Annotated in this window: 18 protein-coding genes; 13 read left to right on the top strand and 5 right to left on the bottom strand. The window is 39.1% G+C overall.

The window, feature by feature from the left end; all coding sequences use genetic code 11:
• The first annotated feature begins 10 nt into the window (after window positions 1-10).
• From CD001_RS24955 to CD001_RS24900, 12 genes are all read left to right on the top strand, one after another.
• Entirely contained in the window at window positions 11-766 is a 756-nt protein-coding gene (locus CD001_RS24955) for a LicD family protein (RefSeq protein ID WP_096190267.1), read from the top strand.
• 5 nt (window positions 767-771) lie between these two features.
• Entirely contained in the window at window positions 772-1,833 is a 1,062-nt protein-coding gene (locus CD001_RS24950) for a pyridoxal-phosphate-dependent aminotransferase family protein (protein ID WP_096190266.1), read from the top strand.
• A gap of 5 nt (window positions 1,834-1,838) precedes the next feature.
• A complete protein-coding gene (locus tag CD001_RS24945; protein WP_096190265.1) occupies window positions 1,839-2,552 on the top strand; it encodes a phosphocholine cytidylyltransferase family protein in 714 nt (237 codons plus the stop codon).
• Window positions 2,553-3,178: 626 nt separating this feature from the next.
• Window positions 3,179-5,176 carry a M6 family metalloprotease domain-containing protein gene (locus tag CD001_RS24940; protein WP_096190264.1) on the top strand — a complete coding sequence of 666 codons (1,998 nt, stop codon included), beginning with the start codon at window positions 3,179-3,181 and terminating at the stop codon, window positions 5,174-5,176.
• A 141-nt stretch (window positions 5,177-5,317) separates the two neighbouring features.
• Window positions 5,318-6,214 carry a peptidylprolyl isomerase gene (locus CD001_RS24935; RefSeq protein WP_179298894.1) on the top strand — a complete coding sequence of 299 codons (897 nt, stop codon included), beginning with the start codon at window positions 5,318-5,320 and terminating at the stop codon, window positions 6,212-6,214.
• 285 nt (window positions 6,215-6,499) lie between these two features.
• On the top strand, window positions 6,500-7,267 hold the full coding sequence (locus tag CD001_RS24930; protein ID WP_096190262.1) for a 3-hydroxyacyl-CoA dehydrogenase: 768 nt from the start codon (window positions 6,500-6,502) through the stop codon (window positions 7,265-7,267).
• A 645-nt stretch (window positions 7,268-7,912) separates the two neighbouring features.
• Entirely contained in the window at window positions 7,913-9,973 is a 2,061-nt protein-coding gene (locus CD001_RS24925) for a sigma 54-interacting transcriptional regulator (RefSeq protein ID WP_257009936.1), read from the top strand.
• A gap of 170 nt (window positions 9,974-10,143) precedes the next feature.
• Complete coding sequence (locus tag CD001_RS24920) at window positions 10,144-11,691, top strand: long-chain-fatty-acid--CoA ligase (RefSeq protein WP_096190261.1); 1,548 nt, start codon at window positions 10,144-10,146, stop codon at window positions 11,689-11,691.
• A gap of 23 nt (window positions 11,692-11,714) precedes the next feature.
• Complete coding sequence (locus CD001_RS24915; RefSeq protein ID WP_096190260.1) at window positions 11,715-12,860, top strand: acyl-CoA dehydrogenase family protein; 1,146 nt, start codon at window positions 11,715-11,717, stop codon at window positions 12,858-12,860.
• A gap of 208 nt (window positions 12,861-13,068) precedes the next feature.
• Window positions 13,069-14,631, top strand: coding sequence for a fatty acid--CoA ligase (locus tag CD001_RS24910; RefSeq protein WP_096190259.1), 1,563 nt, complete (start codon window positions 13,069-13,071; stop codon window positions 14,629-14,631).
• Window positions 14,632-14,677: 46 nt separating this feature from the next.
• Window positions 14,678-15,817: a CaiB/BaiF CoA transferase family protein gene (locus tag CD001_RS24905; RefSeq protein WP_096190258.1), complete on the top strand. Its 1,140-nt coding sequence runs from the start codon at window positions 14,678-14,680 to the stop codon at window positions 15,815-15,817.
• A 67-nt stretch (window positions 15,818-15,884) separates the two neighbouring features.
• Window positions 15,885-17,507, top strand: coding sequence for a long-chain fatty acid--CoA ligase (locus tag CD001_RS24900; RefSeq protein WP_096190257.1), 1,623 nt, complete (start codon window positions 15,885-15,887; stop codon window positions 17,505-17,507).
• A gap of 520 nt (window positions 17,508-18,027) precedes the next feature.
• Here CD001_RS24900 and CD001_RS24895 read toward each other — a convergent pair.
• From CD001_RS24895 to CD001_RS24875, 5 genes are all read right to left on the bottom strand, one after another.
• Complete coding sequence (locus CD001_RS24895) at window positions 18,028-18,837, bottom strand: hypothetical protein (RefSeq protein ID WP_142303644.1); 810 nt, start codon at window positions 18,835-18,837, stop codon at window positions 18,028-18,030.
• Window positions 18,838-18,931: 94 nt separating this feature from the next.
• Complete coding sequence (locus CD001_RS24890) at window positions 18,932-19,465, bottom strand: signal peptidase I (protein WP_179298893.1); 534 nt, start codon at window positions 19,463-19,465, stop codon at window positions 18,932-18,934.
• Window positions 19,466-19,715: 250 nt separating this feature from the next.
• On the bottom strand, window positions 19,716-20,564 hold the full coding sequence (locus tag CD001_RS24885) for a carbohydrate ABC transporter permease (RefSeq protein WP_096190254.1): 849 nt from the start codon (window positions 20,562-20,564) through the stop codon (window positions 19,716-19,718).
• Between the two features lie 431 nt (window positions 20,565-20,995).
• Window positions 20,996-21,889: a carbohydrate ABC transporter permease gene (locus tag CD001_RS24880; RefSeq protein WP_096190253.1), complete on the bottom strand. Its 894-nt coding sequence runs from the start codon at window positions 21,887-21,889 to the stop codon at window positions 20,996-20,998.
• Between the two features lie 250 nt (window positions 21,890-22,139).
• Window positions 22,140-23,462, bottom strand: coding sequence for an ABC transporter substrate-binding protein (locus CD001_RS24875; protein WP_096190759.1), 1,323 nt, complete (start codon window positions 23,460-23,462; stop codon window positions 22,140-22,142).
• Window positions 23,463-24,135: 673 nt separating this feature from the next.
• On the opposite strand from CD001_RS24875, the gene CD001_RS24870 reads away from it, so the two are divergent.
• A complete protein-coding gene (locus tag CD001_RS24870; RefSeq protein ID WP_096190252.1) occupies window positions 24,136-25,689 on the top strand; it encodes a flagellar hook-associated protein 2 in 1,554 nt (517 codons plus the stop codon).
• The last annotated feature ends 270 nt before the right edge of the window (window positions 25,690-25,959 follow it).

The raw sequence follows: 25,959 nt of genomic DNA, 5'->3' as shown, positions 1-25,959 counted from the left end.
GTGAAAATTTATGAATAATAAAATCGACAATTTCATGAGTATTAAAGAAATTCAAAATCGATTATTTGATATGTTGCTACAGATCGATGATGTCTTTAAACAAAATCAAATACCATACGTTTTGAGTTTTGGAACTTTATTAGGTGCTATAAGACATAAAGGGTTTATTCCTTGGGATGATGATATAGACATCCATGTACCAGAAGAGTATTTTGAAGAAGCGATGGAGCTTATAGATCTCAGATGTAAACCAACCCTTGCTGTATTTTATCAAGGTGATGACCTTTTAACTTGGGATATAGATGCTAGAGTAAGAGATTCAAAAACGAGTATTGTTGAGTCAGAACGATCAAATTTTAATGGATTATATATAGATTTTTTTAAAATTAAGAAATGTAGTAAATACAACAGACTAAACTATACATTTATAAAAATGATTAATAATAAATTGTTAACTCAAATTAGTGGAACAAGATATGGATATCAATTGCTTCTTCAAACGACTAAAGTATTACTAGTTTTCGCCTATAAAAGTATAGAGAAGATTTCAAAAAAGAAGTATCTCATAATAAGTGATCGTTTTTTAGGGGGAACATATACCGAAGAAGATGTTTATCCATTAATGCCTGTGGAATTTTGTGGACTATCATTGTTGGCACCAAAGAACCATCATAACATTTTAGAAGACCTTTACGGTGATTATATGTCTATTCCCGAAGTGGAAAACCAGTCAACTCATTTTACCCACTGTTATTGGAAAGGGTGACCCTTTTGAAATTATTTACTGTCGGACCAGTTGAAATGGAACAAAGTATATTAGAACTAGGAGGAAAACAGCCACCTTATTTTAGAACAGAAGAATTTTCGAGCATAATGCTAAATGTTAATTCTTTAATGAAAAGTCTTGTCTTTACAGATAAGTCTTCGAAGTTGGCTATTTTAACGTCATCAGGTACCGGAGCGATGGAGGCGGCAGTTTTAAATGTTTTTTCTTCTTTGGATAAAGTACTAATTATTAATGGTGGAGGGTTCGGTCAAAGGTTTTCTGAAATATGTGAGCGATACAATATCCCGTTTGAAGAATTGATATTGAATTTTGGTGAGCAAATAAATGAGGATTTATTAGAAAGGTATGATAATCGAGGTTTTTCGGGGATGTTAGTTAATATTCACGAAACTTCAACTGGTCAATTGTATCCTATTAACCTCATAGCGAATTTTTGTAAGAGAAACAAAATGTTATTAGTGGTAGATGCTATAAGTTCTTTTCTGGCAGACCCGTACTACATGGATCTTAATTCAATTGATGTTACTATTATTAGTTCCAACAAAGGACTAGCAGTTTCACCTGGATTAGCATTTGTATTGGTTAACAAAAAAACCTATGAAAAGATTCAAGATAATCCCAAGCTAACTTTCTATTTTGATCTACAAAAACATTTTATTGATTTAGAGAGAGGACAGACTCCATATACGCCTGCAATTTCTGTTGTAATGCAAGTTCATGAAAGGTTAAAACAAGTTGATGAAATAGGAATCGAAAGATATTTAGATCTAATTCAAAAAAGAGCATGTTATTTTAGGAAATACATTGATCCATCAAAGTATGAAATTCCAAAATTTCCACTTTCGAATATGTTAACACCTGTTATATGCAAGGGGTCTAACGCGGGGGGCATTTATCGTAAACTAAAAAATGATTTAAATATATTCGTAAACCCAATTGGAGGAGCATTAGAAGAAAAGTTATTAAGGATAGGCCATGTTGGTTCATTTACGGATAAAGACCTAGACGTATTAATCGAAGAATTGAATCAAATAGAAAGTTGGTAATAGAAATGAAAGTAATCATAATGGCTGCTGGGAGAGGGACACGAATAAGCAAAGATATAGAAAAAATACCTAAATGTACTTTACCATTGGGCAGAGTATCATTAATAAGAAATACCATTAATTTGTTTTTAGAAAACAGCATTGATGTCTGCTTAGTTGTAGGTTATCAAAAAAATCATATACTAAAAGAAGTGGACGATTTACCAATAGAAATTGTTTATAACCCCTTTTATCAATTTACAAATAGTATTGCTTCTTTATGGTTCGCCAAGGAGTTTTTAACTGATGACGAAATAATATTAATAAATGGTGATGTATATATAGAGCAAGATACAATTGACTTATTACTTGCAGAAAAAGCTTCACCAGTAATGCTAGCTGATTCAAGAAAAGTTGACGAAGGCGACTTCTTCTTTAAATATAATAATCATATTCTCCAAGATTATGGTAAAGATTTGAAGAAACATATGCGGACAGGGGAGTATGTAGGAATAGCAAAAATTAGTTCTAGCTTTGTCGATGTTTTTCGAAATACCTTGAATTCAATGATTGAATCGGAAAGATATAATGATTGGTGGGAAAATGTATTGTACCACCTTTCAGATCATGGGAAAAATGTTTATATAACAGATATTGGTGATAGATACTGGTCTGAAATAGATAAGATTGAAGATTATTATAAAATCAGAGACTATATAAATAAAACGGTTGTTAAATAGTATATTGTATAAATTGCGGTTTTAAGCATTCAAGTTACTTGCTAGTATTAATTTACTATGTAGTCTGAGTATGGTTTTAATTATTAACTGATTAAATGAGAGTTTAGTGTTTTACTTTTTAAAATGATATTGTTCATGAGTGTATTAAGTTTTTGTGCTTTCAAATTTATAATACGAATTAACTAGATCAAGGAGAGTTGCCATTAAAAATGGTAACTCTTTTTATGATCTCTATATATTCAAGAAACAGACAAATGGGTTTAAATCTCTTTTAGAGAAGGAGAACTTAATTAGTTTATTTGTGGCGTGTCAGCTCTTACTTTGAAACACGACATTCTTGCGACTTTTGAATGGGATGTTTTTTCTCACTTCTTTTATCTATTCTCTAGTAAATAATAATCTACCATATTCAAACAACATTTTTCCTATATCCACATTTCGTACTATTTACTTATTTTTGTCGACGAATATATCAAAAATTCAGAATTGTTGATACATTTAGGGAGTAGAAATAATTTTTTTACAGTGAGGTGATAGATTTCAATTTTTTTTGACAAAGAGTGTTTAGGGAGTAGATAGGTGAAGAACTAGAGGTTGCAAAATTCTAAATTTTGGAGGCTGAATCTATGAAAATAGGAAAGAAATCAGTTGCTATGTTTCTCAGCTCGCTCATGTTACTTTCTTCTACTACAGCTTTCGCTTCACCACCAGGACTTTCTGAGTTTCCGGATCCGATTGACGAAGAATCGTGGGTTTTCCCAAGGGATATGACGTGGGAAGATTATCGACCAGTACCCGGGATTAATTGGAATGAAGCTGATCATATTGAGCCTGATCTCGATATTAAAGGGGCTTTAATTTTGGTCGACTTTCCAGATCAGGAATTTATATTAAGTCAGCCGGAAGGATCAGACCCTGCTGGAAACCCAATTGGAGTTGGGGACATTCCTCGAGACGAACTGCCTCAGTGGTGGGCGGATTACTTAAATACACCACAAGAAATTAACAATTATCGCACGATTGATGAGTATTGGAGAGAAAACTCTTTCGGTCAGTGGAGTGTCGACCTTGATGCTTATGGTGTTTATGAAATGGAACATCGATATTTTCAGTACGGCATGGGAGAATTCGGACAACAAGCTCATATGCCAGAAGGGTATAGTACACATAACATCATGAATGATGCCGTAGAAGCTGCTGCAGAAGACATCGAGGCTTCAGGTATCGACTATGATTTCACATTTATCGTTCATGCAGGTTATAACGAGTCTGATATTTGGCAGCAGTTTGGAGAAATGATGTTTGAAGGCCCAGATGATGTTCCCGATGAATTTGGTCCGCCAGAGGAGTTTAGAGATGAACTAGACAACTGGGCGACAACTCGTTATGTACCTTGGACATCTTGGATGGCTGCGTCAGCCCTTTGGGCGAGAGCAAACATAAGCCAAGGAATGTCCTTACAAGGTGAAAGTAGCGGTATGGCAGTTTTTGCCCATGAATTCGGTCATATTATGGAATTACTAGATAACTACAACAATCCATATGCGGATCCAGTGTCTAGAACGTATTCTGGTCCTTGGGAAATCATGAGTCGTGGTGCTTTTAATGGTCCAGGAGGAAATCACACTCGATGGACGATTCCATCGTATGAAGGGGCCTCAGCTCCATCGCATCATATGTTAAGAAATAAGATTAAACAAGGGTATTTGACGGAAGATCAATATATAAACGTTGATCGTGATGAGCTAGCTGAAACGGGACCGGTATTTGCTGAGATTTTAACGCGTTCTGTTCCAACTGGAGAAGAGTTTGGCCGGGATGGGATATACGGTATAAATATCGAAATGGTCGACCATACACCACCAAATTCTTTGGAAGATGACTGGCGTGCAGATATGCAGAGGGGTGCTGAATGGTACGACAATTATACGATTGAAGTTGTCGACCGTGTCGGCTTCGATTCTTTCCAAATGGATGCAGGTGTATTAATGGCAAAAACAAAGAATGCTGAGTCGTGGCCGAATATTTGGGTCATTGATGCTCATCCGGAATATATTGACGAAGTTGATTTCGTACGAGCTGACGGTTCGGAAGAATTATTATCGAAAGGCGATTATCAGCAATTAGCGAACGCACTGTTTAAAGCAGGAACAGATGACGGTGTCGAAAATGAATATGTCGATGAGCATAATCGTTTACATTTTTACATTCTTGATAAAGTAGTCGCTAATGATGAAGCTCTTTCTTACCGTGTAGCTGTTCGTCACTTGGATGGTGCGGGCCCTTATGAACGTGGTGTTTCAGTAGAGACAAGCTCTGCTGAGCATGCACAGCCTGGAATGATTGCGGAATATCGTTTCAATGTGACAAATACTGGAGAGGAAACGGATATTTTCCGTCTTGAAGCTTCCACTGAAGCTGATTGGGACATGATGCTTCCAAACAATCTATTGCAAGTTGAAGCTGGTGAAACGGAAGAAGTATCTGTTTACGTTCAGCTTCCTGATCCTGGTAGAGAACTGAGACCAACTGAGTTAACGTTCTCTGCAACGTCTGAAACGGATGCAGACCAATCAAGCAGTGTTGTTCGTCGTGTCGGACCAGGAAATGGTAATGGTAGATAGTGAGAGTTGCATATTTCATGGTGGGAGCGGACCTCTTTGGTTCGTTCTCACTTCATGATTTTGAAAAATAAAGATTCAATCGATTTAAGAGGTTTCATACATACTAGTTTTCATATAACGATCTTGAAGGAGTGTGAGATTATGAAGAACGTTGCATTTTATATCGTAATGTTGGCAGGTTTGTTAATGATAGTTGCATGTTCTATAGGAACAGAAGCTGAAGAAGGTAGTACTACTGAGTTCGATGGTGATGAGGTTTTAGTGGAGACAACTGCTGGAACGATTACGAAAGAAGAACATTATGAGGCTTTGAAAGCGAAGCATGGCGAAAGCGCTTTGCAAGAATTAGTAACTGTATTAGTTTTGGATGAGACATACAATGTTCGTGAAGAAGATATTGATCGTGAAATTCAAATGATCAAGGAAGAATTAGACGATGATTTTGAAATGTGGTTAGATTATCAAAACTACGGAGACGAAGAGTCCTTCCGACAACTAGTAAAAATGACACTTTTACAGGAAGAAGCGAAAGCTGATGGTGTCTCGATAGATGAGGAAGAATTAAGAGATGAATATGAACAGCTGAATCGAGAAATTCATGCTCAACATATTTTAGTGGAAGAAGAAGAACTAGCAATCGAGATAAAAGAGAAGCTTGATGATGGGGACGATTTTGATCAGCTCGCACTTGATTACTCGATCGACACATCCAATTCTGGCGATGGAGGAGATTTAGGTTTTTTCCCTGTTGGAATGATGGTACCGGAGTTTGAAGAAGTAGCATTTGGATTGAACGTTGGGGAAGTAAGTGACCCAGTCAGAACCGAGTTTGGTTACCATATTATTAAAGTAAATGATGAGCGTGAAAGGGAAGGGTTCGAATCATTTGAGGATATGGAACGCGAAATTCGTAATAAATTGATCGATGATCGTGTTGATATACAAGATGTGCAAGAAAGAATTGCAAATTTGATTCAAGAGGCCATTCTCGATATTCATATTGAAGGTTACGAGGAAGGCGATTTGTTTAATTATTAATGGCAAACCTTTTGCCTCTTTTCATACAAGTTCCCTGAATTTTCTTGGCGGCCGCTCGTTCCGTTATTGTTATCTAAAAGCCTAACATTGGGTGTTGAGCGGACCCATATCAACCATCTGTCCAAAATTTGTACAGTGTAAAAACATGTTCTGGACACTTTTTTTGTTCAACAATCATAAATCGATAAATCCCGCTTATAGAATATGTAAATAAACGATAAAAATTTTGGTATGAATCTTGCATCATAAAATGGTGATGACTTATTCAATAAGGGGGATTTAGTTGTGATTATAAAAGATTCGGTTGCTCTTGTAACTGGCGGAGCCTCTGGATTGGGCGAAGCTGTCATTCGCAATGTTGTGAAACAAGGTGGAAAAGCAGTGATTTTCGACCTGATGAGAGATAAGGGAACGCAATTAGTAGAAGAACTTGGGGATGATGTCCACTTTGTTGAAACGAACGTTGCAGATGAAGAATCAGTTCAATCTTCATTGAACGAAGCAATTGAAACATTTGGTGAAGTCGATATCGTCGTAAACTGTGCAGGAATCGGTGACGCGAAAAAAGTATTAAGTAAAAAAGGTGTTCATGATCTTGGTTCTTTTTCAAAAGTCATTGAAGTAAATTTAATAGGGACATTTAATGTTATTCGATTAGCGTCTGAAAAGATGGTGGAAAACGAAATGAATGAAAACGGTGAACGAGGGGTTATTATTAACACCGCATCCGTTGCAGCATTTGAAGGACAAATTGGTCAAGCGGCTTATAGTGCATCAAAAGGTGGTGTCGTTGGTTTAACATTACCGATTGCCCGTGAGCTATCTCCCTACGGTGTGCGGGTAATGACGATTGCTCCTGGGTTATTCGACACACCGATGTTTGCCGCGCTGCCAGAAGAAGCGCGCAATGCGTTAGGGGAAATGACTCCATTTCCGTCACGGCTAGGGGATCCAAGTGAGTATGCTCATTTAGTTCAGTCAATCGTCGAAAATCCGATGTTAAATGGTGAAGTGATCCGCCTTGATGGTGCAATCCGGATGCAACCTAAGTAATTTTAAAAATAAAAATGAAACTATGAAAGAAAACCGTCAAATGAAAGCAGAGTCTGAATCATGAATCATAAGACCCTGCTTTTTTCTTCTTCTCTACTAAATAGGTAGACCGCCAGTCGGAGAGAAGTTGCGTGTAACCTGAGAGAAGTTGCGTGCTACCGGAGAGAAGTTGCGTGTACTCGAAGAGAAGTTGCGTGTACTTTGAGAGAAGTTGCGCCCACTCGAAGGGAAGTTGCGTGTACTTTGAGAGAAGTTGCGCCCCCGAAGAGAAGTTGCGTGTACTTTGAGAGAAGTTGCGTGTACCGTGAGAGAAGTTGCGCGCACTCCGAGAGAAGTTGCGTGTACCGTGAGAGAAGTTGCGCGCACTCCGAGAGAAGTTGCGTGTGCCGTGAGGAAAGTTGCGCGCACTTGAAGAGAAGTTGCGCGCACTCGAAGAGAAGTTGCGTGTACTTTGAGAGAAGTTGCGCGCACTCGAAGAGAAGTTGCGTGCATCCGAAGAGAAGTTGCGTGTATCCGAAGAGAAGTTGCGCGCCGACCAACTGTATGGCCATTTTCAACAATGAGTTAAAATTATTCTGAATTTACATACTATTATATTGTAAAATAGAAATTAAAGAAATGGACTGGCAAAATAGGAGGGGTTCGGTGATTGATCTGAAGGAAATGATGACACCTGTTACTTGTACATTAGACGAAACGGGATCAATACGTTCAGCAGTCGAAATGATGAAAGAACATAAATGGGATATCATTCCTGTCACGAACGCAGAAGGTCAATTGCTCGGAATTTTTACGAAAAGTAAGTTGTTCACTCTCATCCTGGAAAAACAATCGTTATCAGAGCCGATCGGACATTACATAAAAACAGATATTGTTTCAACTACGGTAAATACGTCTTATGATGAGATTAAAGAGATGGTAAAAAACAGTCATGTAGGAACAGGAGTCGTCTTAGATGATGATGGCCATGTTATTGGATTATTAACAAAGACAGACATGGTCATGGCCTTGCTTCGATATTCAAATACATTAAAAGAACAGCTCGAAACGATTTTAGAATCTTCCCATTTAGGAATTGTCATGACAAATGGAGAAAAAGAAGTGATTTATGTGAATGACCACTTCTTGGCGCTGAGTGCTCAATCGAAGGGATCCGTCATGGGTGAGAAGTTCGAAACTCTTTTTCCAAATGTCGATATAGCGGACACTAAGTCTATTTTTGTACCAAAGGTAGCTGTTGGAATGAATCAAACGATGCTCCGTCTATCTAGTTATGAAACGATAACTGGCTCGAAAGGGATTATCGCATTATTCCATGAAATTACCGAACTTGAACAAATGGCAAAAGAACTGCAAACGGTGAAAAATTTAAAGCAAACGTTAGATACCGCGATCGAACATGCATACGACGGAATTTTAATGATTGACGAGAATAAAAGGGTGACAATGGTTAGTCCTCCGCTTCTAGATTTGTTTCATTTAGAGAAATCTAGAATCATTCATAAGCCGATTGATGATGTAATGCCGCAACTGCATTTATGTTCTGTTTTTCATAGTGGTGAAGTAGAATTAAGTGACTTTAAGGAAGTAAACGGGATCAAATATATTGTGAATAAAATTCCGATAAAACAAGATGGAGAAATAATTGGAGCTTTAGGAAAAGTGATGTTTCGCCAATTAAACCAAGTGAGTGAATTATATAAGAAGCTTGAAAAGGCTGAAAGTAAGGCTAATTTTTACCGTTCCCAGTTGAAGAATACTGAAACGGCCCGATTTACTTGGGATCAAATTATCAGTCAGGATCCTTATATTGAAAAACTAAAGAAAAGTGCGAAAAAAGCTGCAAAAGGCAGGTCGACCGTTCTTATTCGAGGTGAAAGCGGGACCGGGAAAGAATTGTTCGCCCACGCGATTCACGGAAGCAGTATAAGAAAAGAAGGGAAATTTGTCTCGATTAACTGTGCTGCGATCCCTGAACACTTGTTAGAATCAGAATTTTTCGGTTACGAGGATGGCGCATTTACGGGAGCACACCGCAAAGGGAAGATCGGAAAGTTTGATTTAGCAAATGGAGGCACGTTATTTTTGGATGAGATTGGTGATATGTCGTTAGCTTTACAAGCGAAACTGTTAAGAGTCCTGCAAGAGCGGGAATTTTACCGTGTCGGGGGAACAAAGCGCGTACAAGCCGATGTAAGGATTATTGCAGCGACAAACCGTTCACTAGAGGAAATGGTGAAGGAAGGGACATTTCGAGAGGATTTATATTATCGATTAAATGTGATTTCTTTACATATTTCCCCTTTGCGTGAAAGAAAGCAGGATATTCCGTTGTTTATTGACGTGTTTATTGAACAATTTAACAGAATGCTCGGGTCAAGTATAACGGGAATAGAAGAAGAGGCGAACTCTTTGTTGTTAAATTATCATTGGCCAGGAAATGTTCGTGAGTTAAAAAATGTGTTGGAACGAGCAGCGACATTTGCTGAAAATGGCAAAATCAAAATCGCTGATTTACCAGAATACATGACGGAATATACAGAGCGTATTGGCAAGATACCTATGGTGAATATGGCTGAAAGTGCTGAACGTTCCGCGATAGAAAAAGCATTACATTGTGCAAATGGAAATAAAACGAAGGCGGCACAAATGTTAGGGATCAGTCGATCAGGTTTATATGAAAAACTGAAAAAATATGAACTGTAAGGAGTGTCTAAAAATTGGACACTTCTTTTTTTAGTTCAGTTACTCCATACATTTTTTTGCCAACGTAAAGTAGGAAATTCCGGCTAATCACGATCAATATAAACATGGCATGGAATTTGCAAATATATAAAGGAGTAGTCAAATATGTTTTTCCAAAGGGGGAAATGAAATTGGACATCGGCTCATACTTATCTGTAAATGCAAGAAATATTAGTGACAAACAAGCCATTCATTTTGAGGGGAGGAATTATACGTATTTACAGGTCAATGAGGAAGTGAATAAACTCGCACATGGATTGTTGAACCTTCAAGTCAAAAAAGGTGACAAAGTGGCATTGATGATGAAGAACTCTGATTACTTTGTTTTTTCCTATTTTGCTATCGCTAAAATTGGAGCAGTTGTCGTTCCGATTAATTTCAGGCTTACAGCTGGGGAAGTTCAATATATATTAGCACAATCCGATTCTGCCATCGTCATATGTGATAAAGAGTTCGAGCACTTAATAAAAGAAGCAGCTGAAAGAACCGATGTTCGAACAGTTGTTACAGTCGGTCAACCGCAACAAACACATCACTTATCATATGAAGATGTACTGACAAAAAATACCGATGATCCTCCTGTTCAAGTTGAAGAAACCGATGATCTTGAAATTTTATACACGTCCGGCACAACAGGTAGACCGAAAGGGGCGTTATTTGATCATAAACGTGTTTTTCACGTTGGTTTAACGATGGTGGTAGGAATGGGAATTAACAGAGATGATCGCTTTTTACACATCGCACCTCTTTTTCATTCAGCACAATTGAATTTATTCCTCGTTTCTGGAGTTGTCCTCGGAGCAAGTCATATTATTCATCGAGACTTTCATCCGGTTGAGACGTTAAAGGCGATCGAAGAACATCGAATTACACATTTCTTCGGTGTACCAGCGATGTACAATTTTATGCTTCAAATACCGAATGCCGATCAATATGACTTATCATCGATTCAACGTTGTGGTTATGGAGCAGCGCCGATGGCTCCGGAAATTGTCCGCCAAAGCATGAAGCTATTTAAAACAGACCGCTTTTATAATCTTTGTGGTCTGACAGAAGCAGGTCCTGGAGGGATTATGTTAGATCCAGAAGGGCATAAACATCATCTTGGAAAAGGCGGCAAACCGATTTTTCATACTGAAGCTAGAGTCGTTAATGAAACAGGAGATGATGTGCAGCCTGGTTCTGTTGGAGAGTTCATCCTCCGGGGAGAAACGGTCATGAAAGAGTACTTTAAAAAACCTGAAGAAACAAAGAAAACCCTTAAAGATGGCTGGCTATATACAGGGGATTTAGGCGTTATCGATCATGAGGGGAATATCACGATCGTTGATCGGAAAAAAGATATGATCATATCTGGAGGAGAAAATGTTTATTCGGTTGAAGTGGAACAAATCATCTATGATCATCCGCACGTTCGTGATGTCGCGATTATCGGTACGCCAGATGAATTTTGGGGTGAGGCTGTGACAGCGATCATCGTACCGAAAGATGGGGAAAAGATTGATGAACAACAATTTCATCAGTTTTGTCGCAAAAAATTAGCAGGGTACAAAACTCCTCGCAAGATTGTCATCGCTAACGAGTTACCTCGAAATACATCCGGAAAGCTATTGAAGTATCAATTACGTGAAAAATATTCTAATAAAAAGACTGAATTTTCGGATGAAAAGTCAATTTAAAAAGAAGAATGGAGGATTTGAAAGTGAATCATCCTTATTTAACAGAGGAACATGATATTTTTCGAAAAGCGTTACGAAAGTTTTTAGAAAAAGAGGTGGAACCTTATTTTGAAAAATGGGAAGAAGAAAGGCTTATCCCCCGTTCATTATGGGAGAAGATGGGAGAACAAGGATTTCTCTGTCCATCTGTAGCGGAAAAGTATGGTGGGGCAGAGGTAGATTGGGGATTTTCTGTTGTGATCAATGAAGAGCTAGAACGTATCGGAACAAGTCTAGTCGGCGTCGGTCTTCACAACGATATTGTTGTTCCATACTTAACTTCTTACGGTACAGAGGAACAGAAACGCCGTTGGCTCCCAAAATGTGTAACGGGTAAATGTATTACAGCGATTGCGATGACGGAACCTGGCGCAGGATCTGACCTTGCAAATATTAAAACGACAGCGATGTTAGATGGTGACCATTACGTATTAAATGGCCAAAAAACATTTATTACAAATGGCATTCATTCTGATTTAGTCCTTGTTGCATGTAAAACAAACCCGAAAGCCGAACCGAAGCATAAAGGTGTTAGCTTACTCGTCGTTGAGCGAGACAGCCCAGGTTTTTCGAGGGGACGAAAGTTAAACAAAATTGGTCTTCATAGCCAAGACACAGCTGAATTAATTTTCGAAGATTGCCGTGTACCGAAAGAGAATTTGTTAGGGGAAGAAGGGGAAGGGTTCCGTTATTTAATGGAAAATCTCCAACAAGAGCGGCTTGTCGTCGCAATCGCTGCACAAGTTGCTGCAGAAGATATGCTGCAAATGACGATGGAGTATGTTAAATCTAGAAAAGCTTTTGGAAAGCCGATTAGCAAGTTTCAAAACACACAATTTAAAATAGCAGAGCTTGCAACAGAAATTGAAATGGGCAGAACCTTTATTGATCAATTAATTCGCAAGCATATGGATGGAGAACCAATAGTAACTGAAGTTTCCATGGCGAAATGGAAGCTGACTGACGTGGCAAAGGAAGTCGCTTCGGAGTGTATGCAGCTTTACGGTGGATACGGCTATATGGAGGAATATAAAATTGCTCGCCGTTTCCGCGATACGCCTGTTGCAGCGATTTATGCTGGAACGAACGAAGTGATGAAAACGATTATTGCAAAAAACTTAGGGCTTTAATTGAATCGAAAAAATTGAAAAATGAATGTGAAATGGGTACAGCTGTCGCTGTGAAAATGGTATGGACGTTTGACTTTGGAAGGAGCTGATAAAAAGAAGTAGTTGACCGGCAATAATCGGAACAGTCATAAAGAAAATCGATATTCATATTTCGCTGAGCATTTATGCAGCTATATTTTTCGAATCAAAAAATGAATGGGGTGGGAGTATGTATACGACGATTGGCACATTGTTTGAACAAACCGTTCAAAAATATCCGAATAAAGAAGCGGTATATGATGTAGAAAAAGGTGTTCGCTACAGTTATAAGGAGTGGGATCAGCAAGTTAATAAGTTAGCGAATGCATTGATGGACGCTGGCGTTATGAAAGGTGACAAAGTTTCAACTTATTTGTTTAATACAGAAGAATTAGCGACTGCGTTTTTTGCTTGTGCAAAGATCGGAGCAGTTTTTAACCCGATCAACTTCCGTCTTGAGTCAGAAGAATTAAAGTTTATTATACAAGACGCTGAACCGAAAGTTGTTTTATTTGAACACGTTCTTACACCTAAAGTATCTGAGATCGAGTCCTTCTTTCCGAATGTAGCATTTTGGCATGTCGATGAAAACCCTCCTTCTTTTGCTAGACACTATCATGAAAAAGTAGCTGTAGCTTCCAATAAACGACCTAATATTAACGTATCTGAAAACGATTTATATGCGATTATGTATACGAGCGGTACGACTGGACGCCCAAAAGGAGTGATGCATCGTCACCGCGATATCGTTGAGCAAAGCTTAATTTTAATATCTGGGATGAAACTTACTGAAAAAGATCGCGGATTAGTCGTAGCGCCAATGTTTCATTGTGCAGAACTTCATTGCGCCTTCTTACCTAGGGTTCATATTGGTGCTTCAAATGTCATTGCCCACCATTTTGATTCGAAGCAGACGCTACAACTCATTGAAGATGAACGGATTTCCGTTTTCTTCTCCGCACCGACGATGTGGAATATGATGCTGCAAGAGGAGTTAAGCCATTATAATTTAAAGTCATTACGAGTTGGTTTATATGGTGCAGCACCAATGGCACCTGCGTTAGTTGAAGCGATCCATAAACGTTTCGGGATCGGTTTAGTGCAGGCATATGGAATGACAGAAATGGGACCAGCCGTTACTTTCCTAATGGAAGAGGAGCAAATTCATAAAGCGGGCTCTGCTGGGAAAGCGATCTTAAATCATGAGATTAGAATCGTCCGCCCTCAAGATGTTGGCAGACCTGAGCCGACAGATACGATGCCTGCAGGACAACCGGGGGAGATTATTGTCAAAGGTCCATGTATGATGCAAGGATATTATAACCGAGCTGACGCTACTGAAAAGGCGATCTATAAGGGCTGGTATTATTCAGGTGATATTGGCTATTTTGACGAGGATGGTTATCTATGGATTGCCGACAGAGTGGATGACATGATCATTAGTGGTGGTGAGAATATTTACCCGCGTGAAGTAGAGGATATCCTTTATGAACATCCTGGTGTGTTAGATGTTGCTGTTATCGGTGAACCAGATGAACAGTGGGGAGAAAAAGTAACAGCGATCATTGTGAAAAAAGACGATGCAATGTCGGAAGCAGAGATCGATGATTTTTGTAAAAATAGCGATCGACTGGCACGCTACAAACGACCGAGACATTATATATTCGTTGAACAGCTGCCAAGAAATGCGAGTGGGAAAATACAGAAATTTTTATTGAGAAAGCAGCTACAAGAGATCAATCAAGTCGATTAGTAGGAACGCAACTACACCCGGGTCACATGTTAGGAGGGGCTGTCTGATGCTTAAAGGAATTCAAGTCATTGACTTTTCATTTTATTTACCTGGCCCTTTTGCAACACTTAGGTTAGCTGATATGGGAGCAGAGGTTATAAAAGTTGAGCCGCAAGAAGGCGATCCAGCCCGCAATCTCGGTGTGAAAAAAGATGGAACAGGTCTTGTCTTTCTTGCTAATAATCGAAATAAAAAAAGCATCACGCTTAACTTGAAAAATCAAGCTGCCCAAGAGATTGCTAGAAAGTTGATCAAAACGGCAGACGTTGTCGTTGAAAGCTTTAGGCCAGGAGTGGCTAAAAAGTTAGGGATCGATTACGAACGTGTTAAAAAGTTGAATAACGCGATCGTTTATTGTTCGGTCTCAGGTTATGGACAAAATAGAACGATGAGCTCTCTAGGGAGTCATGATTTAAATTACATGGCTTTAAGTGGTGCGCTTGCTCAATTAAAAGATCGTGACGGTATACCTGTTCATCCGAAAAATACGTTTGCCGACCTCGTTAGCAGTATCGCGGTTAACGAAGCGATTTTAAGCGGTTTAATTCAGCGGGGAAAAACGGGTGAAGGAACATACATTGATTTTTCAATGGCGAATGCGATGATGTCCTTCATGTCGAACCATGTTTTGTTTCATCAAGAAACAGGCAGTCAGCATGGTGTTCCATTTCTTGGTGGGGAAATCGTTTCCTATCAAATCTATGAAACGAAAGATGAACGGTTTGTTAGTCTTGCAGCATTAGAGAAAAAGTTTTGGGTGAACTTTTGTCATGCGGTAAAAAGAGAAGATTGGATAGAGGCTCACGATTCACCTGCAAAAGAAGAAAACAACGTATACAGTGATTTGAAAGTGCTTTTTTCTGAGAGGACGTTAGAAGAATGGACACAGTTTAGTATAAAAGTAGATTGTTGTTTAACTCCTATTTTAGAAACGAGTGAGCTAGCTTCATTTCCTTATTTCCAAAAGGGACAGAAGGTCGTCGACTCGAAATGGGGAATGGTGCAAGTGTTCACCCACCAGGGAAGTCCCTTAGAAGAGGCGTCACCACCGCCTGTCTTAGGTGAACATACAGAGGAAATTTTAATGAAACGATTGCAAGTATCGTCACAACAGATAAAAGAATGGAAGAATGGTAACGTGTTTTAAATCTTATTGTAGCGCTAGATTTTGTTGACACTATCACACATTCTGTAATTGGAAGGGGTATTGGGGAATGATGGATTTTCCTTTAACAATTGGATCGATGTTGGAAAGAGCAGAGAAATTTTTTCCGAAAAAACAAGTAATCTCTAGAACTTCTACGGGTGTTTCACGATTCACATATAAGCAAATCGGTGCAAGAACTCGACAGCTTGCAAGTGCCTTAAAAAAGTTAGGAATTTCTAAAGGTGATCGGGTAGGCACGTTGGCGTGGAATCATCATCGTCATCTTGAAATATACTTTGCAGCTCCAGGTATGGGGGCGATCCTTCATACAATTAACCTTCGACTTTCACAGGAACATCTTATTTATGTCATCAATCATGCAGAAGATAAAGTGCTACTAATCGATGATGATTTATTACCACTTATTGAGCCTTTGAAAGACCGGTTAAAATCGGTCGAAGCATTTATTGTTATGTCTGATTATGAGGAGCTTCCTCAAACGACGTTATCACCTGTCTACTCCTATGAAAAGCTATTAGCGGAAGCAGATGAAACATATGAATTTGAAAAGAAAATTGATGAAAATGAGCCTGCAGGAATGTGCTATACGTCTGCAACGACAGGAAATCCGAAAGGGGTCACCTATTCTCATAGAGGAATCGTTTTACACAGTTTTGCAATGGCGCTAGCTGATTCTGCGGCACTTTCTGAATCAGATCGTTGTATGCCTGTCGTTCCAATGTTTCATGCAAATGCTTGGGGATTACCATTTGCTGCAACATGGCTCGGGTCAACACAAGTTTTACCTGGACCCCAGTTTACGCCGAAATTGATCGCACAATTAATCGAATCAGAAAAAGTGACGATAACAGCTGGTGTCCCGACAATATGGTTAGGATTATTGAAGGAATTAGATGAAGGGAACTATGACACGAGTTGTCTTCGTGCTGTTCTTTGCGGTGGGTCTGCTGCTCCTCTTGGGATGATTCGTGCATATGAAACGAAATACAATATCCCATTTATTCATGCGTATGGTATGACCGAAACGAGTCCTCTTGTTACAATCTCAAGGTTAAAGAGCTATCAAGAAGATTTACCAGAGGAAGAAAAACTAAATGTCCGGGCTAAGCAAGGTCTACTTGTTCCTGGTCTTGAAATGAAAGTGATCGGCGCAAACGGCGAAGTTGCTTGGGATGGAGAGGAAATGGGAGAGCTTCTCGTTCGAGGACCATGGATTGCAAATGAATATTATCATGATGAACGTACAAATGAAGCATTTGGAAATGGGTGGCTTTATACTGGGGACGTTGTGACGGTTGATGAAGAAGGGTTTGTGAAAGTAATTGACCGAACGAAGGATTTAATAAAAAGTGGCGGTGAATGGATCTCATCGGTTGATTTGGAGAATGCACTAATGGCCCATGATGCAGTGTTTGAGGCAAGTGTTGTTGCGGTTGCTCACCCAGAGTGGCAAGAACGTCCTGTCGCTTGTGTCGTATTAAAGGATGATTATAGGACGACAGTTTCAAAAGAGGAATTAATGGACTTTTTAAGTAAACAATTCGTTACGTGGTGGCTGCCAGATGACATCATCTTTTTAGATGAAATTCCAAAAACGTCGGTAGGTAAGTTCATGAAACGGAAATTACGAGATCAACTTAAAAACCATTTAATAGAGGAGACGACATAATCGTTGAGTAGAGGCGTGCCCATTACGAGAGGCGCGTCTTTTTTAAAAAGATAAGAAAGTATAAAATTTCAATTCTAGATTTCTGTCTAGACTAGCAGGCACGAGCGTTTACTACACGAGCTTCCACACGGATGTGGTGACTTCGGTGTTCCTGCAGGACGCGGGGGTTTTAGCCGAAGATCTTATCTTACGAGTTGTCTCGACGGACAGGACGTCTAATGCCGGGCATGCCACAGGACGTGGCGTTTTGTCCGATCAGATTTCTTAGACGATAACCAAAGGCGGTTACGCTTTTCTTATAAAAACTATGGACAATCTATAACGTCGATGAAGGCTTTGACCATTGAGACTTGCACAAAAGTATAAAAGTTTCTAGGCGAGTACTTACTTATTTACTTACGAAAAGCTTTTTAAGAATAAGTCACGTTTGTTTTATCATGAAAAAGCTCATCCGCCAGCTAGCGACGGATGAGTGAAGGCGTTAAAAGTGATTTACTTCTTTTTTTAGCTGGCGGTGATATTACCCCCAAACTTCTTCTTGCAAAATAACGTCTCCTTCATATTCGATTGTAATTCTGTAGTATCTTCCTAAGTCGTTTAGTCTTGGGGCACTATATTCCCTTGAGCCTTCTTGAATGGTGCTATTGTTAATCGTTATGACACGGACCCAATCATTTTGTACTCTTCTATCAATCCTAACTGAAGTATCTTCTAACTGGCTACCGTTATTGATGATTTCGAAAACGACACTTCCGCTCCGTATCGGCGTTGAATTGATAAACTCAACATTTCCTAACTCAAGATCAATGACAAAATCATCGACTTGAGTGGCAACAACCTCTAAACTGATATTTCCAGTAGTCCCTTGGAATTCAATGTCATTGTCACCATGCGGCCAATCGATTAAAATGCGGTAGCTTTCTGTATCGTTTTCTGGCCTGAATTGTGTGGAATGGTCCACTGTAGTCCAGTTTCCATCAATCAATCTTTCCATTTTCAGTTCAATAGGCGTGCTTCCGTTAGAAGGGAATAAGTCACCAGATGGCGTTAAGTTCACACTATATTCTAAAGGTACTTCTGTATTATTTTTATTAATATCGAATGTGTAAACTTCTCTCGTTTCCATTCCAGGGTACAGTTTTTCATCTAAATCAAATTGAGCATCCCCGATCGTTTCACCGTCGGAATTGACGACATCAACATCAAATGTTGCAGCAGTAGCGGTATTTTCATCACTCGAAAATTCCATTGAAAAATAAGCAATCGTTCCAGAAATAATGACAGCTAGCAATATAACACTTATGACGATAAATAGTGGTTTCTTTTTCACACGACATCCCTCCCAATTTTTGGATTCTGTATACTCTCCTTGTGAGTGAAGCTTGTCCGTTTTTTCTCGAATCGTCACCTCCTAACACCGACATTCAAGTGTTGACTTTATCGTTACTTTCATGGTTGCGTAAAATGATTTTTTTCACTGTACCGAAGATTAATAGGATGATAAGTATCATAGAAAGAAGGAATATACCTATAGGATTTTTAGCGATATTAATGATGTAACCGATCTTTGGAATCGAAAAAACATATGATCCTAAGAGTTGGTCTGAGGAGACAAAGTCTTGGTCGACAATATTATTGGCATCACCTCTTGTTTGAAAAAGTATCTCATTATTTTTCTCCACGACATCAACGACCCGGTGAGTGACATAAATGTTTTCGGGATTCTTATACGTAATGACGTCATTTACTTGGATTCCATTATCCTTTTTAATGACGACAATATCGCCAGGATTTAGGTGCGGTTCCATGCTACCAGTTAAAACTTGCAAAAGTTGAAATCCAAAAATAGACGGAGGTTCACCTTTAGCTTGTACATTCGTGACCAATACTCCTAAGCTTAAAATAAGAAAGAAAACAACGAATAGATTACTGATCCACTTCATGACTTTTTTTATCAAGCAACTCCCCCCTCTACTCGCTTCCAGGATGACGTTCGTTAAAACGAACATTATAAGTTATTATATGCTTTATAAAGAACGTAGTCAAGTGATATTGTTCTTTATTAAGAATTTAAAAAGAAGGAGAAACTGTAGCTTTACATTTTTCAAAGCAAAAAAAAGAAACCCCGATGGAACGGGATTTCAATCCGAATAGGATACTTATGTAATTCCAATAGACTGTGAAATCTTCATGTTTATATTTTTCTTGCTACCCTTTGATCGCGCCTTCGGTCATGCCTTTTGAAATGCGGCGCTGGAAGATGGCATATAAGACGATAACTGGAATGATGGCAATCGTTAAACTCGCAAATAATGTTCCCCAAGCATTCGTATACTCTGCTTCACGACTAATAAAATCAATCGCAAGGCCTAACGTATAATTTTCCCGTGACTGTAAGAAGATTAAGGCCATGAAATATTCATTCCAAAATTGAATTACGTTCATAATAGTCACGGTAATAATTCCGGACATCGTGAGCGGGGTAATGATTTTTAACAGTACGCCATATTGGGACATCCCGTCAATCGCTGCGGATTCCTCTAATTCTTTCGGGATTGAACTCATAAAGGTCGTCAAAACAAAGATACTAAAAGGCAATTGTGAAACGGCATAGACAATCCCTAATCCAAAAATATTGTCTAGCATATTAAACTGTGCTAATAGGAAAAATAATGGGATCCAGCCGAGCACCATTGGAATCATCATCGCCGAAATGTAAAGGTTAAATAGTAATGTACTTCCGCGAAACTTCATTCTTTCAAGTGCATATGAGGTTGGTACAGCCAAAGCTAACGTTAATAATGCACCAAATATCGTGACAATCAAACTATTAAAAACGCCAACATCGATATTGTAGTTGTTCCAAGCATCAGTAAAATTTTGAAAGTTAAACGAAGCAGGCAACCCCCACGGATTGGCATATATTTCGGCATTCGATTTGAATGATCCAATAAGCATCCATATAATCGGATACAAGACTGCAATGGACCATAAGATCAACGGTAGCCTTATCCCTGTACGCTGTAAAATATGACCAGCTTTTCTATTTTGCTTCACATTTGTACCTCCTTTTTCAAAGGTTAAAAAAGTATAAAATACAATCTCTCAATTGCTGTCTAGCTTCAGCGAAGAGCGTTACATCACGAGCTTCCACACGGACGTGGTGACTTCGGCGTTCTCGCAGGACGCGGGGGTATTAGCCGAAGTTCTGATCTAACGAGTTGTCTCGACGGACATACTACGAAGCAACTCAGGTAGAGGAAGAGGCAGCATGAACGACTTGAGAAACTTCCCTCACCTCGTCTACGATAAGTCGTGAGCGACGAACGTTTACATCACGCAAGACTTCGAGTTGTCTCGACGGATACACTCCAAAGCAATTTTAGTAGAGGAAGAGACAAAGACAAGCTTTCGACACTCCTTTATCTCTTGCGCTTTTCTTGTAACGTCATAGTAATAGCACGTTGTTCCGCAAACATGATCAGTCACTAGTATTGGACTTTTTCTCGCCGTAGCAAATATTGTAAAATAAACACTGTGATGAATGAAATAACTAAAATCATAACCCCGATCGTTGCTCCGTAACCGAAGTTGTATTGAACGAATGCTTGCTGATACAAGTATGATCCCATGACGTGAGTGGCGTTGTTAGGACCGCCGCCAGTCATAATTTGAACGATAATAAAAGATCCATTTAACGTCGTAATGACAATATAAAGGATGGATACTTTTACTTGTGGCCAAATCAATGGCAAGGTTACTTTCCAAAACTGCTGCCATTCACTGGCACCGTCTAGTTCAGCAGCTTCATAATAGCTTTTCGAAATAGTCCCGATTCCTCCCATAAGCATTAACATGAATAAACCAATTCCAGCCCATATGGAAGGTAAAACGAGTGACGGTAATGCCCATGTTTCACTGCCTAACCAAGGGCGCGTCCAGCTTTCTAAACCGAGGAACGTTAAACCTGAATTGATTAGACCGAGACTTGGATTATATATAAATGTCCATAGTATCCCGATAACGACGACGGACATAATATTTGGAAAGAAAAAGATGATTCGGTAAAAAGGTGCTTCTTTAATTTTTAATTGCATAATAGCAACTGCAAAGAAGGTAGCTAAAATCATAATTCCGATTACTTTTGTCACGACAAGAAAGTAGTCGTGCAGGATCGTTCTTGGAATAATTGAATCATTAAAAAGCCGAATGTAGTTACTTAATCCGATAAATTCTTTGTTGGCAGCAGAGCCTGACCAGCTAAAAAAGGAATAATATAAGCCGCTGAATAATGGGTATAGTGTAAAAATTGAAAACAAGATGAAGGCAGGTAAGAGACAAAACGCCAAAAATAAGTACTTTTGTTTTTTCGATTGGACCAATTCAATCACTCCTTTCTAAACTCTGTCGTTGGTAAATTCAACGGACATTCGTTCTGTAATAACTGCCGTTTGCACCATGTTTCTAATAAATTAAGAAATGAATATTTATTTTACATCTGTCAAAAATGCATTGTTTTCAAGGTAGCTTTACAAAAAAAGAAAGATGGAATGCAATGACGGGAATTTTGTCTCACATTCCATACAATCGTTTTACTCAAAATTTGATCAATACTAGAATTCTAGAATGAATCTATTCACCACGATAGTCAGCTGTCGCTGCTTCAGCTTCTTCAATGAACTCGTCAACTGTCATATTGCCGAGCATTAACGATGTTAATGCATTTCCAAGAGGGGTTTCTAGGTCTGAGCTCATTGGGTGAGGTCTATGATAAATTTGTACTGTATCTGGATCGTTAATCATTTCGTTTGCTTCAATCAAGTATGGCGGTACATTATCATTCGAAGATAAATCGACACCCATTAAGTTCATCATAGCTCCGGTATGTTCAGAGAAAAGAGTCGCATATTCTTGTGTGAATACGAACTCAACAAACGCTTTTGCAGCTTCTGGGTTGTTCGCATTTTCTGCAATCGCTAAAGGACGTAAATCAGGTACGATCGCATACGGTTCACCTGGATCTTGAATTGGTGAAGGGATAAATCCATATTCAAAACCGTCGGGGACATCATTTGCCATTTCGTTTGGCAGCCAGAATCCTACTGGGACAAAGGCATTTTCACCTAGTAAGAAGTTCATTTGTGACTGAGTATGGTTTAGCGCTCCAAAACCTTCATCGATGTGACCAGCTTCTTGCATTTTTGCGACTTTTTCCATCGTATGAACAACTTCATCTCTTTCCCATACTCCTTCAGCACCGGTCACGATATCAGCGAGTAATTCATCACCGCCAGCTGCACCGAACGCTGGTGTTAACACACCTCTGAGGAAATAGTAAGGATGCTGGCCAGTCGTAACGAAAGGTGAAATTCCTTCGTTTTCTTGGATTGCGTCCATCGTGCTCATGTAACTGTCAAAATCGGTCGGAACCTCATAGCCTTCAGCTTCAAAAGCCGCTTTATTATACCAAGTTCCCCAAGTGTCAAAAACTAACGGTAAACTGAAAATCTCACCATCATACTTGGCTGGCTCGACAATAAAACTATCTAATAGTGGCGTTCCATCTACTTCAATTTCTTGAACCCAATCTGTTAAGTTCATAAGCTGTCCATCTTCAACCATTTGTGTTTCACTAGACCCTGCGCCATCGATATAGACAACATCTGGCGGATTATCTGCAACCCAACGTGATCTCATTTCATCGTTGATGTTCGGTCCGGCATGCTCGATAATGGTGACATCTGGATATTGTTCTTGAAAGTCGCTAATGACTTCTTTCCACCAAGAATCCCCATAGCCACCAACAAAGTATTGGATTTCTAATTCGCCGGATATGTCTCCATCTCCACTGTCAGCAGAGTCGTCGGAATCGCTGTCACCCGTGTCTTCAGTTTGGTCATCTTGATTTTCTTCACCAGTCGTTTCTTCGTCATCAGCTGAACAAGCTGCGAGCATCCCGAAAATGAGAAGCGCAGTAAAAAAGAATAAAACGGTTCCTTTAAATAAATGATTCAAAACGAATTTCCCCCTTTTTTACATCGTTTTTATATGAAACGTAAGAGAAGAATTCATGAACTATTCTTACGGTTTCAAAAAAATAAGTAGGGCAAACCTCTGAATATGGAAGAGATAAGTCAGCCATCATTCGATAAAGCAACATAAGTTTGAACCGGGCAAAAAGGTATTTAATACTGAAAATTCGGAAAATTAGTCATGTACGAGAGTACTAGAAAATCTTTCTATATACCGCTGTTTATCGTTAATTATAGTCCGAGTGAATTATACAGTCAATAAAATTTATTAAATATTGAAATAAAATTTCAAAAGTTGTCGAAAGAACAGTAGAAGATGAGAAAGCGAGTAATGCATTATTAAAGAAGGAATATGTAAAACTATGAAAATCTACTTTTAAACATAAAAAAATTAAACTTTTTCTACGTTTCGCCGATAATAAACATAAGAATGAATAATCGATGTGTATGAATAAAAACAGAAAAAAGAGTAGGAACGATCCTGCGATTTTTTCTGTTTTTTGTTTTATTTTCATACATTATTTATTTTTTAGGTTTAGTATTTTGTTACATAAAATTCCAGGTGCCTGGCACCTTCCAAAAAAAGGGTGGTACAAATGAGACTTTCTGGTTTTGCTTCGGGGATGGATATTAACCAAATGGTGTCCGATTTAATGCAAGCGGAGCGTCAGCCGTTGCAAAAAATGCAGCAGGATCAACAGGAACTAATATTAAAGATGGGTGAATACCGTGAAGTAAATCGAGCATTTATGGATTTTCGAAATAATGCATTTGATGGAGTTATGCGTCGTGCAAACATGGATTCGAAGCAAGTAAGTTCTTCAAATGAGAGCTTAGTTAGCGGGACGGCATCCGCTGGTGCGACAAATGGCACGTATACGATCTCTGATGTTACCCAGCTAGCAACAGCAGCTTATAACTTCAGCGGTGAGAGTATTGTTGAAGATGGTGCTGAGTTTGATCCAAATGATAGTTTAATCGGTCAAGAAGACGCATTTGGTGGAAATTTCGATTTGAACGAAGACGGAGAAATTGAATTTTCGATGACGACGTATGATGAAAATGGGGAAGAAGTAACTGAGACATTTACTTTTGACGACGAGGCTAGCTTAAACGATATTCTCGATTCATTAAACCGTTCTGAATTAGGCGTCCAAGCATATTACGACACTCAAAGTGGCAGAGTGTCATTATCAAGAACAGAAACGGGCGTATTTAATGAAGAAGGTCCGGAATTAAATTTCGAAGGCAGCAGTTTTTTAACAGATACGTTACATTTAAATGAAGAAAATGAAGTGGATGCACAAAATGCCCAATTCACTTTGAATGGATTATCAGATATGGAAAGAAGAAGTAATCAGTTCGAAATAGATGGATTAAATATTTCGCTCAACAATACGTTCGATACCCCTGTTACGTTAGAAGTCTCGAACAATACGGAAGATATTTTTGATACTGTGATGGAGTTTGTTGATGAATATAATGAACTAATTGAAATGGTCGACGGAAAAGTCTCTGAAGAATACCATCGTGATTATGCGCCGTTAACCGATGAGCAGCGGAGAGAGATGTCAGAGCATGAAATAGAATTGTGGGAAGAACGAGCGAATAGCGGGTTAGTAAGAAATGACCGTTTACTAACAGGGGCATTAGACCAAATGCGGCAAGACTTCTATGGGACAGTGGACTCTGGTGACCCGAACCAAACGTTTGAATTGATCACAGAGTTAGGAATTACGACGAGTGAAGTATATCAAGATCGCGGTCGACTTGTCGTTGACGAGGACAAGCTCCGGTCAGCAATAGAAGAAGATCCAGAATCTGTTTATCAAATGTTTGCAGCAGATGGGGATGAATATGAAGAACAAGGGATTGCAAGGCGAATCCGTGATACGCTATCCGGTCAAATTGATATGATTTCTGAACGTGCCGGTCGCTCTGAAATGGCTTCTAATCAGCAATTTTCTATCGGAAGGGAAATTGATCAAGCGCAAGACCGAATTACGAATTTCGAACGGCGTATGCAGCAAGTGGAGCAACGATACTGGGCTCAGTTTACTGCGATGGAGCAAGCAATGGCAGAAGCGAATGCGCAGGCAGAACAGCTAATGTCACTTGGCGGCGGCATGGGCGGCGGACAAATGATGTAAAGTCGTTTCGCAGAATGGATGTACTCATAAGGGTGCATCCATTTTTAGATTTTATGATTAGAATGTAATCCTATAGATGTTAGAATCGCTAACTTGCACTAGTTTCAAGGCACAAACTATTCGCTTGCTGAAAAATTCTTTACAATACGAATGCAAACGAAGTGCAGCACGAGTAGATGGTGCACTTGTGCTCTGGAGTGAAAGCGTCCGCCTATAGCGATTTCGAATTCTATTTGAATATAAATGGGATGTCCTCAAAATACTTTTGGT

Source organism: Evansella halocellulosilytica (assembly GCF_002335745.1).
Lineage (GTDB): Bacteria > Bacillota > Bacilli > Bacillales > Salisediminibacteriaceae > Bacillus_CA > Bacillus_CA halocellulosilytica.
Note: the sequence above shows the minus strand (reverse complement) of the source record. Positions and strands in the feature narration are given on the sequence as shown.

Coding starts and splice junctions, on each gene's coding strand:
- CD001_RS24875 (WP_096190759.1), bottom strand. CDS start 23,462: ATGCTCGCAGCTTGTTCAGCTGATGACGAAGAAACGACTGGTGAAGAA.
- CD001_RS24940 (WP_096190264.1), top strand. CDS start 3,179: ATGAAAATAGGAAAGAAATCAGTTGCTATGTTTCTCAGCTCGCTCATG.
- CD001_RS24905 (WP_096190258.1), top strand. CDS start 14,678: ATGCTTAAAGGAATTCAAGTCATTGACTTTTCATTTTATTTACCTGGC.
- CD001_RS24955 (WP_096190267.1), top strand. CDS start 11: ATGAATAATAAAATCGACAATTTCATGAGTATTAAAGAAATTCAAAAT.
- CD001_RS24945 (WP_096190265.1), top strand. CDS start 1,839: ATGAAAGTAATCATAATGGCTGCTGGGAGAGGGACACGAATAAGCAAA.
- CD001_RS24900 (WP_096190257.1), top strand. CDS start 15,885: ATGATGGATTTTCCTTTAACAATTGGATCGATGTTGGAAAGAGCAGAG.
- CD001_RS24910 (WP_096190259.1), top strand. CDS start 13,069: ATGTATACGACGATTGGCACATTGTTTGAACAAACCGTTCAAAAATAT.
- CD001_RS24935 (WP_179298894.1), top strand. CDS start 5,318: ATGAAGAACGTTGCATTTTATATCGTAATGTTGGCAGGTTTGTTAATG.
- CD001_RS24870 (WP_096190252.1), top strand. CDS start 24,136: ATGAGACTTTCTGGTTTTGCTTCGGGGATGGATATTAACCAAATGGTG.